Below are 19,574 nucleotides of genomic sequence, written 5' to 3'. Positions count from 1 at the left end.
GCAGTGTGATGTCAAAGCGTTCCTACACTAGGATTGTCACAGGCGAAGAGGGAAAGGTCTTTAAAGTAATCCTGTCGCGACCGGAGAAGCACAATGCATTCGATGACATAACCATCCTTGAACTGATAGAGGCTTTCAGGGAAGCTTCCACGAGCGACAGGATACGGGTAGTCCTTCTGAAGGCGGAGGGAAAGAACTTTTGCGCTGGCGCCGATCTTGAGTGGATGAGAAGAGCGAGGACTTTTACGCTTGAGGAAAACCGCCAGGATGCTCTCAGGCTCGCTGAGATGGTTCAGGGAATCTTCTCCATGCCTGTACCTGTCATCTGCCGCGTCCACGGAGCTGTCTTTGGCGGCGGAGTTGGACTCGTTGCCGCCTGTGACATTGTGATCGCTTCTGAAGAAGCGACCTTTTCTCTGAGTGAGGTGAAGGTCGGGATAGCCCCTGCCACCATATATCCCATCCTTCTGAGAAAGATAGGGGAGAGTGTCTGCCGCAGAATCATGCTCACCGGGGAACAGTTTGGTGCCGTCGCCGCAAAGGAGTTTGGGCTAGTCCACAAGGTCGTTTCTGTAGATCTCCTCGACGATGCCGTTCAGGATGTTGTATCGATGATCCTCCAGAATGGCCCGCAGGCAATCGCATCGTGCAAGGAGCTAGCGCTAAGAGTTCCATCGATGACGCTCGTCGAAGCCAAGGAATTCACCACGGAAATGATCGCACGCCTTCGCTTGAGCGATGAGGGACAGGAAGGACTCACCGCCTTTCTTGAAAAGAGAAAGCCAAAGTGGACAGAGTAAACAAGGAATTCACGCCATTGGGAAGATGAATGTTCAAGAAAATTCTGGTCGCTAACAGGGGAGAGATCGCAATCAGGGTCATGAAAGCATGCCGCCTGATGGGGATTCATACGATAGCCATTTATTCGGATGCCGATGAGCACAGTCTCCATCTTCAATATGCGGATGAGGCAGTACGCATAGGATTTCCTGATCCACTTTCTAGCTATCTCAACATTGAGGCCATCATCAAGGCGGCGAAAGAGCGCGGAGCGGAAGCCATACATCCTGGATACGGATTCCTCGCGGAGAACTCCCATTTTTCAAGGAGATGTTTCGACGAAAGTCTGATCTTTATCGGTCCTCCCTGTGATGCCGTAGCTCTCATGGGAGATAAGGTCACTGCAAGAAAGATGATGTCCAAGCAGGGCATCCCCATAATTCCAGGGATGACATCAGCCGGAAATGATCCGAAAAGTCTTGAGCGCTTTGCATCTCAGATAGGATATCCCGTCATCATTAAGGCCTCTGCTGGTGGAGGCGGTAAGGGGATGAGGATTATCTCCAGGGAAAGCGACCTTCTGGGCTCAGCCCAAGCCGCTGCGAGGGAGGCCGAGAAAGCATTCGGTGACGGGCGCATCTACCTCGAAAAATTTCTTGAGCGACCGAGACACATAGAGTTCCAGATCCTCGTGGATCATCACGGGAATGCCATTCATCTCTTCGAGAGGGAGTGTTCCATTCAGAGGAGATACCAGAAGATCGTAGAAGAAACTCCATCTCCAGCACTGACTCCTGAACTGAGAAAGGAGATGGGAGCGACAGCCATCAAGATAGCTCTGACTGCCGGATATAGAAATGCTGGAACAGTCGAGTTCCTTCTCGATCAGAACCAGAGATTCTACTTCCTGGAGATGAACACCAGGGTTCAGGTCGAGCATCCTATCACAGAGATGACCACAGGGGTAGATATCGTATGCGAACAGTTGAGGATCGCCTCAGGAGAGAAATTAACACTCTCCCAGGAAAAGCTATTCCAGAGAGGACATTCTATCGAGTGCAGGATCTATGCTGAGGATCCAGAGAACAATTTCCTCCCATCTCCCGGAAAAATCTTGGTACTGAGGGAACCAGTCGGGCCGGGAATCAGGGTCGACTCTGGAATCTACCAGGGTTTTGAAGTGCCGGTCCATTATGACCCGATCCTTTCTAAACTCATCGTCTTCGCAGAGAACAGGGCGATGGCTCTAAAGAAGATGAGGGTAACTCTCTCCGAATACAAAATCCTTGGGATCAAGAACAACATTGCTTTCCTGACCGAGATCATCGGCCATCCGGAATTTGAAGCTGGAAACACGCACACGAAGTTCATCGAAGAACACCTCGGCTCGTGGAAGCGAGAAAGCAAAAAGTACTGCGATATAGCATTGATTGCCGCTGCGCTCATGGAATCGGAAAGAAATGGAAGGATCCCTTTTGGTCAAATGGCTGAAGGAACACGTATGAGACCATCGCCTTGGCAAACGGTCGGCTACTGGAGAGTAGGAGAGTCTGGCAGATGAAGAAGCTCGAATTCAAAATTTCCGGTGAAATACGCTCCATTTCCCTCGAGAAGATCGCGGGGGGATATTCAGCAAAAGTTGGAGAGCGTTTCTATCATCAGGTAAATGCAAAAAGCATTGAAAAGGGCCACCTCATTCTCGACGTCGATGGAGAAAACTTCAAGGTTCTTCTTGGTGAGAATGGCGGAACGTACCATGTCTCTGTCAGGGAAGAAGAATTTCTCCTAGAGAAGGCCTTGGCTCATGCCACTCACCAGATCCCTATCATGGGAGAGAAGAAAGGAGGCAACATAGTTCAGGCGCCCATGCCTGGAAAAGTGATAAAGATCCTCTTCAAGGAGGGCGACTTCATCCAAACAGGGCAGACGGTCGCCATCATCGAAGCCATGAAGATGGAAAACAACATCATCGCCCACAGGGATGCCATCATAAAGAAGATCATGGTCAACGTTGGAGACCAGGTCAATCTCGCCGATCCCATTCTCGAATTCCTCGAATGACAGGAGCAATCAATTGATTCAGTCATGAAGTGATTGAAAGGCATCTGCTTTTTTGCTATTCTTGAGAATCCTTAAGATCTCTGATGCAAAATTATGAAGAAGGATATTTGCGACATCTGTGGTGGCACCGGCTTCGAGATCAAGCAGGAAGGAGCCAAGACCATTGCCGTGCGGTGCTCCTGTTACAGGGAGGAAAGGATGAAGAATCTCTCCCGGATGGCAAGAATCCCAAAACGCTACCAGCACTGCGACCTTGACAATTTCGAAGAGATCCATCCCTCGCACAGGAAGGTTAAGAAGATTGCTCAGAAATTCGTCAGGGAATATCCGCTCAATGAGGCTGGTCTTCTTCTGCTCGGCCACTGCGGAGTTGGAAAGACCCACATCGCCGTTGGAATACTGAAGGCTCTCATCCTAGAGAAAGGGGTTTATGGCATTTTTTATGACTTTAGGGACCTACTCAAGGAGATACAGAACAGCTACAACCCTTTATCTGGAACTACAGAGATGGATATCCTGGCCCCTGTCATATCAGCGGATGTCCTTGTCCTCGATGATCTTGGAGTGGGGAAGATGACGGACTGGGTCAGGGAAACTCTCGAGCACATTATCAACACCAGATACAACGAGAAGAAGACAGTCATAATCACGTCTAATCTTCCGGATGTTCCCATTGATGCCGATGGAGAAAGCCTGGAAAGGAGGATCGGTGCAAGACTCCGGTCGAGACTTTACGAGATGTGCGTTTCCATAGAGATCAAAGGCGATGATTACAGGAGCAACATCCGGCAAGCCCGCTTTCGTTTCGGCGACGAATGATCAATAGCAGTTAAGCATAATCGTTTCGCATGACGCATATTCCATAGATGCCATTGCTACCATAATAATCATTCAAAGAAAGGTGGAAAATTATGACTTATACAAACATTCTTTATGAAAAGAGAGAAGGAATTGGTTGGATCACCATCAATCGCCCGGATAAGTTGAATGCGCTGAATAAAAAAACATTGGAAGAGCTCAATGAGGCGATCTGTGATGCGGGAAATGATGGATCAATCAGCGTCGTCATCCTTACGGGCAGTGGACAGAAGGCATTCGTAGCTGGAGCTGACATCGCCGAGATTTCTCTGCTGACTCCTCAGGAAGGCAAAGACTTTGCACTGAATGGACAGAGTGTCTTTAGCAGGATAGAGAATCTGGGAAAGCCCGTTATTGCCGCCATCAACGGATTTGCGCTTGGCGGAGGATGCGAGCTTGCCATGGCCTGCACGATCAGGATCGCCTCGGAAAACGCCAAGTTCGGGCAGCCTGAAGTGAATCTGGGTATTATTCCGGGATATGGGGGAACGCAGCGTCTCGCGAGGCTGCTTGGAAAAGGGAGAGGATTGGAATTAATCCTTATGGGAGATATGATAGATGCCAATGAGGCTTGCAGGATCGGGCTTATCAACAAGATCACGAAACCAGATGAACTGTTTCCAGCCTGTGAAGCGATGGCGAAAAAGATCATGTCCAAGGGACCGCTTGCCATCAGATATGCTCTTGAAGCGGTGAACATGGGGCTTGAGATGCCGATCGAAGAAGGGTTATTCCTTGAGGCAACTCTATTTGGCCTGCTTTGCGGCACCGAAGATATGCACGAAGGGATGAAAGCTTTTATGGAGAAGAGGATGGCTAGATTCGCCGGCAAATAGAAGGCAGAATCATACTCCTTCGAAAGGCGGTCTCACGACCGCCTTTTTCATGTGTGCGATGGATAAATCGATATTCAAGAAATATAATATTTCTGCCATGAGCCTGTGAGAAGATGAAAAAGCTGACCATTTTGAAGATCTCCATCGTCCTCTTCCTCGTCCCCTTTACCTCTTACATCGTTTATAAGGTCATTTCTTACAGAAAGACTCCGCTCCCAATCAATCATCCCGGTAATGCTGCGGAGAAAGAAGTAACCAGACTGGAAAGATTCGAGATGAAAGGACTTCGGGACGACCGGGAATCGTTCAACTTGAATGCTGAAAAATTCTTCCAACTCGAGAAAGGGCTCCTGCGCCTTGAAGGGATTAATTCCCTTGTTATCCATTCAAAAGATGGCAAAAAGATAGCAACCTCTGCAGACAGGGGAATCATGCTTGAACCAGAGGGAAAGGAGAGAAGGATCGCCGTGGAGGGCCACGTAAGGCTTGCCACCGAGGATGGTACGGAAATCGAAACTGAATCACTCTTCTTCGAAGAAAAAGAGGAAAAAGTGAGAGCGGATAAAGAGGTCAGAATAAGAAGAGAAAATATCCACGCCATTTCCTCGTCTATGACTTATGATCTGAACAGAGAAGAGGCTATCCTCTCACCAAACTTCCATCTGGAAATTCCATCGAAAAAAAATAAAATTATAGCTCAGGCCTATTCCTTCCGGGGAGATCTGGCTCTGGGCGAAGGTCTTCTCGAAGGCGGGGTCAGGATCAGCGATCCAATGACGACTGTAACAGCCACCGAGGCTCGTATCCACTCGGAGCGCGATGCGAAGCAAATGAAGAGCATTGTTCTTTTCGGGAATGTCCTGGGAGAAATGGGATTTGAAAGAGGTGGAAGGAGGAGCTTTGGCTCACTCCAAGCCGATAGTATGGAGATCTTCTTCCATGATAGTATAGTTAAAAGAATTATCTGTAAAGATCGGGTTTCTCTCCAGCTTCGGGACACATCGACTTTCCCTACCGAGCAGGAACCAATGACTATCAAAGCCGACTTCACGGAGATAAAGAAGGATGAACAGGGCACCACCCATCTCGAATTCAAAGGCAGTGTCATGGCTGAAGTAAAGAGGCATGAAGATGAAAGAGCAAAAGGTTCCAGTGTAGTTGAAGACCTCTCCTGTGGCCTTCTTCGAGTCACTATCGGCGGAGATGATACCGTCGAGAGGGGACACGCGGAGGAAAAGGTCCTGTACCGCAGAGGAGATCTCCGCGCCGAAGCGGAGGAAGTTGACTACGTAAAGAACGATTCCAGGGTCGTGATGATGGAGAGTAGAGGAAGACTTCCTCGGATGATCATGGAAGACTGGTCGGTCCAGGCAAGCGAGATTGAAATTGTCAACGACTCCACGCTGAAGGCTTCAGGAAAGGTCAAGAGCAGATACGAGGGCGTGAGAGGAACGGAAGAAAGGCTCTACCTCTTCGATGACGAAAAAGCGGTCTTCATTGCTTCCAACACCCTCTTCTTGCAGAAAGATGAGGTGGTCCATCATTCCGGAAACGCAATGGCATGGCAGGAAGATAACAGCATCAATGCCGATGACATCTTCATCCATCTGAAAGAAAGGAAATTCGAAGCGCGTGGCAAGGTGATCAGCAGATTCGGAAAGTTGACCGCTCTGGCTGATGAGAAGGAGAGCAAGGACTCTGCCCCAAAGAAACTCTCTCGTCCCGCCATCGTCCAATCCGATTCTCTTATATATCTCCAGGATCAAAAGAAGGCCGCTTACCAGGGGAATGTCACCTTGAAATGCACAGGGAGGGAGCTCTCCTGTCAGGAGATGGATATCTACTTTGATGAGAGCGGGAATGTTGAAAGGATTATAGCAATTTTGAAGGTTCAACTCAAAGGAGATGGATTCCGTGCAACCGGAGGAAAAATTGACTATGCGGTTGCGAGCAGGCTTGCGACAATCAGCGGAAATGCAGAGCCAGCAAGGATTTACAACCATCAGGAGAAAGAGATAGCCGTCAGCGCTTCCTTGACATTTGATATGGCTGAAGATAAGATAAGCCTGCTTTCCAAAGAGGGGGGCAGGACCTGGATCACCCTCAAATGAGATCTTGAATCGCTGCACAAAGGAGCAATTTATCGAAAAGAAAATACTGAGAGCGGAGGGGCTTGCAAAAAAATACCGCGGCAGGAGCGTAGTCGATGACGTTTTCCTTGAGATCCATGAAGGTGAGGTCGTGGGACTTCTTGGACCAAACGGAGCCGGAAAGACGACCTGCTTTTATCTGATCCTCGGCCTCGTCCCCCCCGAAGAGGGAAAGATCTTCCTAAACGGGGAAGATATCACCGATCTTCCCATGTATGTCAGGGCACGAAAAGGAATCGGCTACCTTCCTCAGGAGGCGTCTGCCTTTCGAAAGATGACCGTTGAGGAGAATCTCATTGCCATCCTTGAGACGCTCAACCTTCCAAGAGAAGAGATCAGATCGAGATGCGATGCCCTCCTCAAAGAATTTCGCATCGCCCACCTGTCGAAGAACAGGACATATTCACTCTCAGGCGGAGAAAGGAGAAGGGTGGAGATAGCGCGAGCGCTTGTTCTTTCCCCCCATTTCATGCTTCTCGATGAACCCTTTGCCGGAATCGATCCAATCGCCGTCTCGGACATACAGAAGATCGTATCCCTCCTGAAAGAGAAGGGAATTGGGATTCTCATCACCGACCACAATGTCCGCGAAACTTTACAGATCACCGATAGAGCGTATATTATTAATATGGGCAGGATATTCAGGGAAGGAGACCCTGCAAAGCTAACGAACGACCCGGATGTCAGGAAGATTTATCTGGGAGACCGCTTCAGCCTGTAGGGAGCAACGATGGTGCTAGAACAAAAATTGACTTTGAAGATGAGCCAAAAGCTCATCATGACTCCCTCTCTGCAGCAAGCCATAAAACTTCTTCAGATGTCCAAGCTCGAGCTTCAGGAAGAGATTTCCCAGGAACTCGTGGAAAATCCCGTTCTCGAAGAGACCATTGATGAAGGCGTCTCCCTGGAAACGGCAAAAAAATATGAAGTGGATGGTGCAGCGCCGCCGAAAGAGAGAGAAAGCGATGAGACGGATTATGAAGCCTTCTTCCGGAATCTCGAGGATAGCTGGGTACCGGAATACCAGAGAGAAGAGAAAGAAGACACTCCCACATTCGAAAACGTCCTCACGAAGCCAAGCACTCTTGCCGACCATCTCCTCTGGCAGCTCCACATGACTTCTCTATCGCAGGAACAGAAGGAGATCGGAGAGGTCATCATTGGCAATTTAGATGAGGACGGGTACCTGAAGGCGACTCGCGAAGAGATCAGAGATTCAGGCAATTTCCAGATGGAAGATATCGAAAAGACCCTAATGCTGATCCAGGAGTTCGATCCCGTCGGAGTGGCGGCAAGAGACCTAACTGAATGCCTGAAAATTCAGCTAAGAATATTTGGCATAGAAGACAGAGCCGTTTATGAGATTGTCGAGCGGCATCTCGACAAGCTTCAGAAGAAGCATTACAGGGAGCTTGCCTCAATCCTGGGATGCACGATGAAGAAGCTTGAGAGCTACATCGAGATAATCAAGGGGCTAGAGCCGAAACCAGGCAGGAAATACAGCACAGAAAAATCGCATTACGTCATTCCAGATGTATACGTCTTCAAGGTTGAGGACGAGTGGGTGATACAGCTTAACGATGAAGGGCTCCCCAAGCTGCGCATCAGCCCGATGTATAGGAGGATGGCAGAACGGGGAAGTTATGAAGACCAGAACGAAGCCAAGGAGTTTGTGAGGAATAAGCTCAGATCAGCCTTCCGGCTGATCAAGAGCCTTGAAGAGAGACAGAGGACAATCTACAAGGTGGCACGTAGCATCGTGAACTTCCAGAGGAATTTCCTAGATCATGGTATTGAGCGATTAAAACCAATGGTATTGCGTGACGTGGCAGAGGACATCGGAGTCCATGAATCGACTGTCTGCCGCGTCGTCAACAACAAATACATGCACACGCCGCGTGGGCTCTTCGAGATGAAGTTCTTCTTCCACAGCGGCCTTGCCTCCTCGGAGGGGGAGGATGTCTCATCCTTGGCCGTCAAAAACAGCATCAAGCAACTCATCGATCAAGAAGACCCAAAGAAACCGCTGAGCGATTCAAACATAGCTAAGATCCTCTCCACCCGCGGATTGAAGATCGCCAGGAGGACGGTTGCCAAGTACAGGGAAAACTTGAGGATTCCCTCATCAAACATCCGGAGACAGGTCTTTCCGAATTGATGAATCAACCCACCTGCAAGGCGCTCCTTTCTTCACATGGTGAACAGATGCCCGAGACATCGAATTCTTACGGTGCTTTCTATAACGAATTTTTGAAAGAAGAGTCGGTTTAAAAGGAGAAAGAGCATGAAAGTTTATTTTACCGGCCGGCATTTTGAAGTATCGAAAGCGATCAAAGACTTCACGACTGAGAAGCTGAAGAGGATGGAAAGATTCGTTGAAAATATCATGGAAGTACATATCATTCTGGCGATCGAGAAATACAGACATATCGCTGAGATCACCCTGAAAGGAAAGAATGCTACCTTCAGCGGAAAGAAGATCACTCAGGATATGTACGCCTCCATCAGCGCTGTTCTCGATAAAATCGAAAAGCAGGCAAGGAGGTACAAGGAGAAACTGATGGGAAGAAAGAGAAGCAGCAGAATGCCCGGGCTAGCCGCCTCTTCTCTGCGGGCAACAGGCACTCAGAATCCCAGGATAGAATCTATAGAAATGGAAAAATCTCTCCCCAGGATTGTAAAGACCGAAACACAGGAAGCAAAACCGATGACTATCGAGGAGGCCATCCTGCAGATGGACAACTCCAAGGGAGATTTCCTCGTTTTCCGGAACTTCCGCTCACGGAAGATTAATGTCATTTACAGAAGAAAAAACGGAGATTTCGGCCTCATCGAACCAGAATCCTAACCCGTTTACCACGCAATCTCGCAATATTGACAGGTTTTGAAAAAAGCTGATAATATGAACACACAAATTGAGTGCATAACGCATAATAAAAGATTCGGGATGCCGATGGATTCTGTGATGAATAGCCAAACAGGAGATTATCACGCCGGGAGCAGAACGGGCACCATTAAATTCGATTTCACCGATTCGGACTCTCTCCATGTCTCATGCTTCTTCCAAGCTCTCCATGAAGAACTCGAAAAGACCCTCCGCAGCGATACCCATTTCCTGATCTTTAACATCAATGGCTTTCCGGAAGAGAAGAGCCTGAAGAATTTTGAAGTTGGTGAGAGAGCTGAGGCACAGGAATATTCGAGAAGATGCATGGAGAGGATCCTTTCACTGAGGATCCCGGTCATCTCGGAAATCCGCGGTTTCATCTGTGGACCGATCCTGGAGACCGTCCTTTTTTCTGATTTCATCATAGCGTGCCGCTCGACCATTATCTCCAGTCTCATGCTGGAGAAAGGGTACATCCCGGTCATGGGGATGCTCACAAACCTCATGGAGCTTTTCGGAAAAGAAGGGCTTTTTCGGTTCCTTCTGGATGGGATCGACCTTTCATCCACCCATCCAGTGAAAATCTCGATTTTTCATTCCATCATCGATCAGGAGGACCTTGATTCCGAGGTGGCGAAACTCATCAAAACATTTTCTGAAAGAGACAGGCATGCCATCCGTGTCATCAAAGAACTTTCCCTTCATACGAGAAACCTTCACCCCGGCGAAGCGCTCCTGCTGGAACGATACAACTTTGCTCTCTGCTTCTCTGAGCCTCATGTCAAGGAAAGAATAGATCTGTTCTTAAACAAGAAGGAATGATGTTCAACAGAGAATAATATGTCAGAAGGAGCGGACTCATGAATTTTCAATTATCCGAAGAACACAGCATGTTGAAGCAGACCATCAGAGCCTTTGCGGAGAAGGAGATAAAGCCGAAAGCGGCAGAGCATGATAAGACGCGAGAATACCCGTTTGAAAATGTCAGAAAGGCTGCCGGATTGAACCTTATGGGCATCATGATTCCAGAGGAGTATGGAGGAGGAGGGATGGATTGCGTCAGCTACGTCATCGCCGTGGAAGAGATCTCGCGATGCTGCGCTTCGACAGGCGTCATCATCTCGGTAAATAATTCCCTTTATTGCCATCCTGTCCTATTCTTTGGTACAGAGGAACAGAAGCGCAAGTATCTTTCTCCCTGCGCAAAGGGAGAAAAGATCGGCGCCTTCTGCCTGACTGAGGCCAACGCCGGATCCGATGCCGGAAACCAGCAATCCACTGCTGTCTTTAAAGGAGACAGGTACATTCTCAACGGGACCAAGCTATTCGTGACAAACGGTGTCGCTGCCGATTACATGATCATCTTTGCAATGACGGATAGGGGGAAAAAAACAAAAGGAATCAGCGCCTTCATCGTGGAAAAGGATTTCTCCGGCCTGACGAAGGGAAAAGACGAGGTCAAGCTTGGCATTACATGCTCCGGAGCCTGCGAGATCGTCCTTGAGAATTGCGAGGTGCCCAGTGAGAACTTACTCGGAAAGGAAGGGGACGGGTTCAAGATCGCAATGAACGCGCTTGAAGAGGGAAGGATCGGGATCGCATCGCAGGCGGTGGGGATCGCCCAGGCAATCCTTGATGAATCCCTCAAGTATTCTAAAGAGAGGGTTCAGTTCGGGAAACCGATCTCGGAGTTTCAGGCAATCCAATGGATGCTCTCGGACATGGCGACGGAGATAGAGGCGGCGAGGCTTCTCAATTACAGGGCTGCAATGAAGAGGGATTCCGGCGCAAAGTACACCCTGGAATCTTCCATGGCCAAGCTCTTTGCTTCCGAAGTGGCAATGAAATCTGCCATCAAGGGGATTCAGATCTTCGGGGGCTACGGATACATCAACGAGTACCCAATGGAACGTTTCTTTAGAGATGCAAAGATCACCGAGATCTACGAAGGGACATCAGAAATCCAGAGGCTGATCATCTCGGGCCTTATCCTCAAAGGAAACTAATTTTAGATGATTATCATGCAGAGCAAGAGAGGAACATGCGATTGGAATTTACACAAGAACAGCTGATGATAAGGGATATGGTCAGGGATTTCGTCCAGACTGAACTCAAACCTGTCATCAGCAACCTCGAGAGTAAAGAGGAATTCCCGGCTGTGATCACTTCCAAAATGGGAGAGCTCGGATTGCTCGGAATGACCGCTCCAGAAAAGTACGGTGGTTCGGGCCTAGATTCCATCTCTTACGCCCTTGCCATCGAGGAGATTGCAAAGGTTTCTGCTTCAGTCGCTATCACTGTGAGCGTGACTAATTCTGTATGCGTCTATCCCATTTACAGATTCGGTACTGAAGAACAGAAGGAGAGATACCTACGACCACTGGCCTCTGGAAAGATGATCGGCGGCTTTGCCCTGACGGAACCTGGCGCTGGCTCAGATGCAGCCAATGTTAGATGCCGGGCAGAGAAGCAAGGTGAACAGTATATCCTGAACGGTACAAAGGCATGGGTGACTAACGCCATCGTGGGAGAGATTTTCGTTGTCTTGGCTTCGATGGACCCTTCCAGGAGAGAAGCCATCAGCGCCTTCATTGTCGAGAGGAACTTCAAGGGATTTAGCTTTGGAAAAGTCGAAGACAAAATGGGGTTGCGATGTTCCAAGACAGCGGACATCGTACTTGAGGATTGCAAGGTTCCCGCTGAGAACCTGCTGGGAAAGGAAGGGGACGGGTTGAGAATTGCCCTCCATTCGCTGGATGGTTCGAGGATCAGTGTTGGTGCGCAGGCTGTAGGTATCGCCCAGGCTGCCCTCGATGAGGCTAATTTTTATGCAAGACAGAGGGAAGCTTTCGGGAGGCCCATTGCAGAGCTTCAGGCCATTCAGTTCATGCTCGCTGACATGGCCACGCGGATCGAGGCGGCCAGACTCCTCGTCATGCATGCTTCCATGCTGAGGGAAGCCAACGTTCAGTCCTTCACGAAAGAGGCATCCATGGCCAAGCTCTTCGCATCAGAAACGGCCTGCCATGTGGCATCCATGGCGCTTCAGATCCATGGTGCCTACGGTTATTCGAAAGAGTACAGCGTAGAGAGATACTTCAGGGACGCCCGCGTGACAACGATCTATGAAGGAACTTCTGAGATCCAGAGGCTCATCATCGCGAGAAGGCTACTCGCATGAAGAATCAGGTGAAATTGATAACCTTTAAGCTAACATCTTTGTTTAAGAGAGATGGAAGTGTCAAGATCAAAGAACAGAGCGAAGAGCAAGAAGGAATGGCTCGAACAGACGCTCAAGCCTCATCTTAACGAGAACAAGGAAAGATCAATTTCTTTCACAACGGTCTCCAGCATGCCGATCGAAAGGCTCTACACACTGGAAGACCTCGCGAACTTTGATTACTATGAAAAACTCGGATTTCCAGGAGAGTATCCTTATACCCGCGGGATCCATCCCACAATGTACCGGGGACGCCTCTGGACCATGAGGCAATTCTCTGGCTTTGGGACGGCAAAGGACACCAACAACAGGTATCACTACCTTCTCGACCACGGACAGACTGGGCTAAGTGTTGCCTTCGATCTTCCTACCCTTATGGGGATAGATTCGGACCATCCCCTTGCACAGGGAGAAGTAGGCAAGGAAGGGGTTGCCATAGACACGCTCGCCGACATGGAGGTTCTCTTCGACGGGATCCCTCTGGATAAAATATCGACATCTATGACAATCAATGCACCGGCTTCAGTCCTGTTTGCCATGTACATTGCGGTAGGGGAGAAACAGGGAGTCCAGAGCTATAAACTCGAGGGAACGATCCAGAATGACATCCTCAAGGAATACATCGCCCAGAAGGAATGGATATACCCGCCGCGCCCTTCTATAAGGATCATCACAGACATCATGGCATACTGCATGAAAAAAGTACCAAAGTGGAACACGATCAGCATCAGCGGCTATCACATCCGGGAAGCAGGATCGACTGCCGTACAGGAACTCGCCTTTACGCTTGCCGATGGGATCGAATATGTCAAGGCGGGGATAGAGGCTGGCCTCGATATTGACGGTTTTGCTCCCAGGCTCTCCTTTTTCTTCAACTCCCACAACGACTTTTTTGAGGAGATCGCCAAGATGAGAGCCGCGCGGAGGATCTGGTCCCGGGTCATGAGAGAAAGGTTCAAGGTAAAGGATCCCAGATCCTGGATGCTTCGGTTTCACACGCAGACGGCAGGATGTTCTCTAACCGCGCAGCAGCCGCACAATAACATCGTGAGGGTCACCATTCAAGCTCTCGCTGCTGTCCTTGGCGGAACGCAATCGCTCCACACGAACTCAATGGATGAGACTCTCGCTCTTCCCACTGAAAAAGCCGTCCGGATCGCTCTCAGGACACAGCAGATCATCGCCGAAGAAAGCGGTGTTGCCAATAGCATCGACCCTCTTGGGGGATCTTACTTTGTCGAAGCGCTTACCGATAAGATAGAAGAGGAGGCCATGGGTTATATCAACAGGATCGATGAGATGGGAGGGATGGTCAACGCCATCGAGGCAGGATTTCCGCAGAAGGAGATTGCAGATGCTGCCTACCGTTATCAGCAGCAACTGGACCGTAAAGAAAAGACGGTCGTCGGCGTGAACAAGTACATCATGGAAGAGGAAAAGCCAATCGAGATACTGAAGATCGGCGAAGAGACCGAGATTGAACAGAAGAAGAGATTGCAGAACGTCAAGAACATGAGGAACGCTGGAAAAGTGAAGGAATGTCTGGATAGGCTCATGGAAGCAGCACATGGCGGGGAGAATCTCATGCCCCGCATACTCGATGCTGTGAGAGCCTATGCCAGTATCGGCGAGATCTGCGATACTATGAAGAAAGTCTTTGGCGAGTACAGGGAAGCTTCCGTCATCTGAAGAGAGGTGGAACATTATGCCTGAAAAGAAGAAGATCAGACTTCTCATCGGGAAAATCGGTCTCGATGGCCATGACAGGGGGGCTAAGATCATAGCACGCGCCCTGAGAGATGCGGGTTTCGAGGTCATATACACAGGCCTTCATCAGACCCCTGAGATGGTCGTTCAGACTGCCATTCAGGAAGATGTTGATGCCATTGGATTAAGCATCCTCTCCGGAGCCCACAATCATCTTTTTCCTAGCGTCCTACAGCTCCTCTCAGAACGAGGGGCTGACGACATCAAGCTATTTGGAGGAGGCATCATCCCTAAAGAAGACATCCCGGGATTGAAAGAGAAAGGTGTTCTGGAGTTATTCACTCCCGGAGCTTCCACCAGGGAGATAATCGAATGGGTCAAGATGAACATTCAGCCTCGACAACTCAAGAAATGATCAATTTGAAGATTTCCCCACCCATTGCCGAGGTCCGGATAGAACGGTCGAACGGCATCAATATTCTAGATCGATCATTTATGGCCTCTTTCCTGCAGGCCATAACTACAATTAGGAATTATGGCTCAATCAAAGTGGCAATTATTTCATCCGGACACGGCGACGGCTTTGCTGCCGGCGCCGACATGCAGGAACTGAAAGGGCTCAACAGTCGGGACGGAGTGGATTACTCCGAATCAGGTCAAAGAATCTTTTCCATCATCTCTTTATCTAAAATCATATTCATATCCGCAGTGGAAGGTTATTGTATCGGCGGCGGGTTTGACCTGGCTCTGGCCTGCGATATCATCCTTGCTTCTCCTGGGAGTTACTTTCAGCATCCTGGAACCTCGAGGGGATTCATAACGGGATGGGGAGGCAATTTTAGACTCGCCCGGGTTGCGGGAAGGAGGAAAAGCTCTTCAATCCTGATCGAGGGAAGAAGGATCAATCTTCGTGAGGCCGAAATGATCGGACTGGTGCCGAAGGATTATGACGACAACGATCGCGCTTTGAGAGATGGAGAAATTCTGATGAAAGCACGATCGATGGCACAAAGAATCTCGCGACTGGATTTCAGGCAGATCGATTTAATCAAGAAAACCATCAACATGTCAGGGCGGATCAGCCTCTCCAGCCGGTTGGTCATGGAATCCCATCTTGCTCACCTTCATGCCATATCTTTATAAAGGCTAATCTTCAAATTATCATTTCGTGTCAGGCGTGCTACGCAAAAGGCTTGACAACTCTTGGCTTGAGTGATATTTTTCAGCAATGAAATAGGTTAAAGCCTTCCTACCTGTTATGAAAAAGAAGATACTTGTTGCTGATGATAGCATAACGATACAGAAAGTTATAGAAATGGCCTTCATGGGTGGTGATTACGAGGTCTTCTGTGCAGGGAATGGAAGGGAAGCGCTTTCAAAATTCAACCAGTATCTTCCGGATATCGTTCTGGCAGACACGATCATGCCGGAAATGGACGGTTACACACTCTGCAGCACGATTAAAAGCATGGCTGACTTTTCCCATGTCCCAGTGCTCCTCCTTTCAGGGGCTTTCGAACCGTTTGACAGGGATAGAGCGGAAATGTCCGGCGCTGATGGGATCCTAACAAAGCCCTTCGAATCAAGGTTCCTCATAGAAAAAGTGGAAAAGATTCTGAATCCCGTCATGGAAGAGCCTGCCATCCCTGAACTGGAAGCTTCGGCTCATGAAGAGGTTGGACAGTCAGAGGCCCGAATTCATCCAAGCGAATCAGAAATAGAAGATTTTCCGGTTGATCTCGATACGGCGCTCGAGATATCCGACTCTACTGCCGCAATCTCTCCTCATTTCAAGACTCAAAAAGCTCCGGTGCATGTTGAACAGAAAGGCGAAGAGCGTTTTCAAACTCGGAGATCAGGCGCAGGTTCTGAGAATGAGAGAGAACCAGAATATGCAGAACAGCCCTTCCTGCGATTATCCGAGGAGGAGATTGAATCCATCGCCAGAAAGGTCTTCCAAATGCTGTCCGAAGATTTTGTAAAGAAAGTGATAAAAGAGACCATATCAGAAACAGCGGAAAGGATCATCAGGGAACGGATCAAAGAACTGGAAGAACATGCTTCCGAATGATCGGATGCATCCCTAAAAAAACTAAAGTTTATTGCTAAAGTAGGCTTGCAGACCTACTTTTTTTATTAGAGGAGACGATGAGCAGATTGTTGAAAAAGAAGTGATGGAAGGTCATGGAGATAGAAAAGGAATACTTGCCCGAAAAATTTGAAAAGAAGTGGTACTCATTCTGGATCGAGAAAGAATTCTTCAAGGCAGATCCTCTTTCGGAGAGAGAACCATTCTGCATAGTGATACCTCCTCCCAACATCACGGGAACGCTACATGTCGGCCATGCGTTGAATTACACACTTCAAGACATTGTTGTGCGATGGAAGAGAATGTCTGGGTACGATGTCCTCTGGCTGCCTGGATACGACCATGCCGGCATCGCCACGCAGATCGTGGTGGAGAGGGAACTCCAGAAAGAAGGAACCGCCAGACAGATGCTTGGAAGACAGAAATTCGAAGAAAGGGTCTGGGAATGGAAGAAACAGTACTCGGAAAAGATTATAGAAACCTTGAAGAGACTGGGATCATCCTGCGATTGGTCACGCACAAGATTCACCCTTGATCCGATGCTCTCGCGTGCCGTGAGAGAGGTCTTCGTCAGGCTCTACAGGGAAGGGCTAATCTACCGGGATAAGTACATCGTGAACTGGTGCCCTCGCTGCAAGACGGCTCTCTCCGATCTGGAAGTTGTTCATGGAGAGATTCAGGGGAAGCTCTATTACATCCTCTACCCTCTGAAAGGGAAAAAGGCTCACGTAACGGTCGCAACAACGCGACCGGAAACGATGCTGGGCGACACGGCCGTTGCCGTGAATCCTTCGGATAAGCGCTACGAAAAACTGCTCGGCCAAACTATCATCCTGCCCATCATGGAAAGAGAGATTCCAATCATTGCAGATCACTTTGTCGACCCGGAATTCGGAACAGGGGCCGTGAAAGTAACGCCAGCACATGATTTCAACGACTTCGCAGTATCCAAGCGGCTTAAGCTTCCACTGATAGTCGTGATAGACGAGGAGGGGAAGATGAACGAGAATGCCGGCGAGTTCAAGTCGCTTGACCGCTATAAATGCAGGAAGCTCATCGTGGAGAGGTTACGGAGGGAAAAGCTTCTCTCAGACGTAAAGAATTACACATATTCGATCGGCAAATGTCAGAGATGCAACACCGTCGTAGAGCCGCTTGTTTCTACCCAATGGTTCATGAAGATGGAAACACTGGCTGCTCCTGCAATTACGGTTGTCGATGAGGGCAGGATCAGGTTCATACCTGATATTTGGAAGAAAACATACTTCGAATGGATGCGAAACATCCATGACTGGTGCATATCGAGGCAGCTCTGGTGGGGGCACAGGATTCCGGCTTGGTACTGCTCCTGCGGGGAGATCATGGTGGACGTGAAGGAACCTGCGGCATGCTCCAGATGTGAGAATAAGGAACTCAAGCAGGATGAAGATGTACTGGATACGTGGTTCTCATCCGCACTCTGGCCATTCTCCGCCATGGGATGGCCTGAACAAACGACCGACCTGAAGAGGTACTACCCGACAACCACTCTCATCACAGGGTTCGACATCATCTTCTTCTGGGTGGCCAGAATGATCATGATGGGCCTTAAATTCGGCGGTGACGTTCCATTCAGGGGCGTTTACTACAACGGGTTGATTCGGGACGAGAAGGGACATAAGATGTCCAAATCCAAGGGAAATGTTATCGACACCGAAGAGATCATGTTGCAGTATGGAACAGATGCCGTTCGATTCACGCTGGCCATCCTCGCCGCCCCAGGGATGGACATCCCGCTTGCTCCTGAACGTATGGCAGGATATCGGGCATTTGCCAACAAGCTCTGGAACGCGACACGGTTTGTCCTTGGCAGTCTTCCGGAAGGCTCGATCAAGCTTACCTATGACCTGAAGGATTTGATCCTTGTTGACCGCTGGATCTTGAGCGCAGTTAACAAACTTGTCGGCGATGTTAATCGGACCCTGGGGTCCTACCGCTTCGATCAAGCCGCCAATCAACTCTATCATTTCCTCTGGCATCAGTTCTGTGATTGGTATATCGAGCTCGTGAAACCATCCCTGCTCATGGGAGACGAGAAAAGGAAAGAGGTCAGTATGGCCGTTCTTGTCGAAGTGCTGGACAAGGTCCTTAGACTGCTTCATCCTTTTATGCCCTTTTTAACAGAAGAATTATGGCAGAAGATTCCGCATCAGGGAGATTCCATCACGGTGGCACCATACCCCGTAGCACAGGAAGAATGCTTTGATGAAAAGGCAGAGGGAGAGATGGCGATCCTCATGGAGCTTATCACCAGGATCAGAAATCTTCGGGCAGAGAATAACATCGATCCTTCCAGAAAGATTGAATTGATCATCCGAAGCGATAAGAGGAAAAGGCTGAAACTCGCCGCTGACAACGAGGCGCACATCATGAATCTGACGAGGAGCACCAAAGTTCAGATCACAGAAGATCCTCTCCCCGAAGAATTTCATGCCAGATGTGTCGCTTCAGGGTTTGAAGTCGCCATACCCCTGAAGGGTATCATCGACACGAGCAGGGAAAAGAACAGAATCGAGAGAGAGATCACTAAACTCGACAAGGAAATCGGTAACAAGAACAAGAAGCTTAGCAACGAAGCCTTTCTATCAAATGCCCCCAAGGATATCGTGGAAAAGGAAAAACAGATTCACAGAGAACTTCTGGAAAAGAAGAAGAAGCTTCTCAAGAATCTAACATTGATCACTAAAGCCGGAAAATGAAGACAATCGCCAATGGAGTTTCCGCAAAAAGCGTTGATGCCATTCTGAAGATGGCGCTCAGAGAGGATATCGGGAAGGGAGATATCACGACAAGGGCCGTTATCGAAAAGGATGTCATAGCTCGCGGACATATCATCGCAAACGAAGAGATGATAGCAGCCGGGCTACAGGTGGCGCGAAGGGCGTTTCAGATCCTCGAGGAAGAGGTATTATTCAAGCCGTTCCATCTTGACGGCGATTCGGTTAGG

General features: G+C 49.0%; 18 protein-coding genes. All 18 read left to right on the top strand.

From position 1 onward, the window contains the following. The first annotated feature begins 8 nt into the window (after positions 1–8). Positions 9–800, top strand: a complete 792-nt coding sequence (locus AB1756_09035; GenBank protein ID MEW5807473.1) for an enoyl-CoA hydratase-related protein — start codon at positions 9–11, stop codon at positions 798–800. A 29-nt stretch (positions 801–829) separates the two neighbouring features. Further along, entirely contained in the window at positions 830–2,341 is a 1,512-nt protein-coding gene (locus AB1756_09030) for an acetyl-CoA carboxylase biotin carboxylase subunit (GenBank protein ID MEW5807472.1), read from the top strand. Further along, positions 2,338–2,841, top strand: a complete 504-nt coding sequence (locus tag AB1756_09025; GenBank protein MEW5807471.1) for a biotin/lipoyl-containing protein — start codon at positions 2,338–2,340, stop codon at positions 2,839–2,841. Before AB1756_09030 ends, AB1756_09025 begins: the two co-directional genes overlap by 4 nt. A 93-nt stretch (positions 2,842–2,934) precedes the next feature. Then, complete coding sequence (locus tag AB1756_09020; GenBank protein MEW5807470.1) at positions 2,935–3,660, top strand: ATP-binding protein; 726 nt, start codon at positions 2,935–2,937, stop codon at positions 3,658–3,660. Between the two features lie 92 nt (positions 3,661–3,752). Next, entirely contained in the window at positions 3,753–4,535 is a 783-nt protein-coding gene (locus AB1756_09015) for an enoyl-CoA hydratase-related protein (protein MEW5807469.1), read from the top strand. Positions 4,536–4,648: 113 nt separating this feature from the next. Then, positions 4,649–6,646, top strand: a complete 1,998-nt coding sequence (gene lptC, locus AB1756_09010) for an LPS export ABC transporter periplasmic protein LptC (protein MEW5807468.1) — start codon at positions 4,649–4,651, stop codon at positions 6,644–6,646. A 4-nt stretch (positions 6,647–6,650) separates the two neighbouring features. Then, positions 6,651–7,406 (top strand): LPS export ABC transporter ATP-binding protein, encoded by a 756-nt coding sequence (gene lptB, locus AB1756_09005; protein MEW5807467.1) that lies wholly within the window; start codon positions 6,651–6,653, stop codon positions 7,404–7,406. A 9-nt stretch (positions 7,407–7,415) separates the two neighbouring features. Beyond that, positions 7,416–8,843 carry an RNA polymerase factor sigma-54 gene (gene rpoN / locus AB1756_09000; protein MEW5807466.1) on the top strand — a complete coding sequence of 476 codons (1,428 nt, stop codon included), beginning with the start codon at positions 7,416–7,418 and terminating at the stop codon, positions 8,841–8,843. A 126-nt stretch (positions 8,844–8,969) separates the two neighbouring features. Continuing rightward, on the top strand, positions 8,970–9,533 hold the full coding sequence (gene raiA, locus AB1756_08995) for a ribosome-associated translation inhibitor RaiA (protein ID MEW5807465.1): 564 nt from the start codon (positions 8,970–8,972) through the stop codon (positions 9,531–9,533). Between the two features lie 117 nt (positions 9,534–9,650). Next, positions 9,651–10,394, top strand: a complete 744-nt coding sequence (locus tag AB1756_08990; protein ID MEW5807464.1) for an enoyl-CoA hydratase-related protein — start codon at positions 9,651–9,653, stop codon at positions 10,392–10,394. Between the two features lie 38 nt (positions 10,395–10,432). Next, entirely contained in the window at positions 10,433–11,578 is a 1,146-nt protein-coding gene (locus tag AB1756_08985; GenBank protein MEW5807463.1) for an acyl-CoA dehydrogenase, read from the top strand. A 35-nt stretch (positions 11,579–11,613) separates the two neighbouring features. Further along, positions 11,614–12,753 carry an acyl-CoA dehydrogenase family protein gene (locus AB1756_08980; protein ID MEW5807462.1) on the top strand — a complete coding sequence of 380 codons (1,140 nt, stop codon included), beginning with the start codon at positions 11,614–11,616 and terminating at the stop codon, positions 12,751–12,753. 51 nt (positions 12,754–12,804) lie between these two features. Continuing rightward, the gene (locus tag AB1756_08975) at positions 12,805–14,481 is read left to right on the top strand and encodes a methylmalonyl-CoA mutase family protein (GenBank protein MEW5807461.1); all 1,677 of its coding nucleotides are present in this window, start codon (positions 12,805–12,807) and stop codon (positions 14,479–14,481) included. A gap of 16 nt (positions 14,482–14,497) precedes the next feature. Further along, the gene (locus tag AB1756_08970; protein MEW5807460.1) at positions 14,498–14,914 is read left to right on the top strand and encodes a cobalamin B12-binding domain-containing protein; all 417 of its coding nucleotides are present in this window, start codon (positions 14,498–14,500) and stop codon (positions 14,912–14,914) included. Then, positions 14,872–15,642 (top strand): enoyl-CoA hydratase/isomerase family protein, encoded by a 771-nt coding sequence (locus tag AB1756_08965; protein ID MEW5807459.1) that lies wholly within the window; start codon positions 14,872–14,874, stop codon positions 15,640–15,642. The genes AB1756_08970 and AB1756_08965 overlap by 43 nt, the downstream gene beginning before the upstream one ends. A gap of 115 nt (positions 15,643–15,757) precedes the next feature. Next, entirely contained in the window at positions 15,758–16,570 is an 813-nt protein-coding gene (locus tag AB1756_08960) for a response regulator (protein ID MEW5807458.1), read from the top strand. 113 nt (positions 16,571–16,683) lie between these two features. Beyond that, positions 16,684–19,326: a valine--tRNA ligase gene (locus tag AB1756_08955; protein MEW5807457.1), complete on the top strand. Its 2,643-nt coding sequence runs from the start codon at positions 16,684–16,686 to the stop codon at positions 19,324–19,326. After that, on the top strand, positions 19,323–19,574 hold a 252-nt coding region (locus tag AB1756_08950), incomplete at its 3' end, for a nicotinate-nucleotide diphosphorylase (carboxylating) (GenBank protein ID MEW5807456.1). The genes AB1756_08955 and AB1756_08950, both read left to right, overlap by 4 nt.

It is taken from the genome of Acidobacteriota bacterium, from assembly GCA_040752675.1.
GTDB lineage: Bacteria > Acidobacteriota > Polarisedimenticolia > JBFMGF01 > JBFMGF01 > JBFMGF01.
Note: the sequence above shows the minus strand (reverse complement) of the source record. Positions and strands in the feature narration are given on the sequence as shown.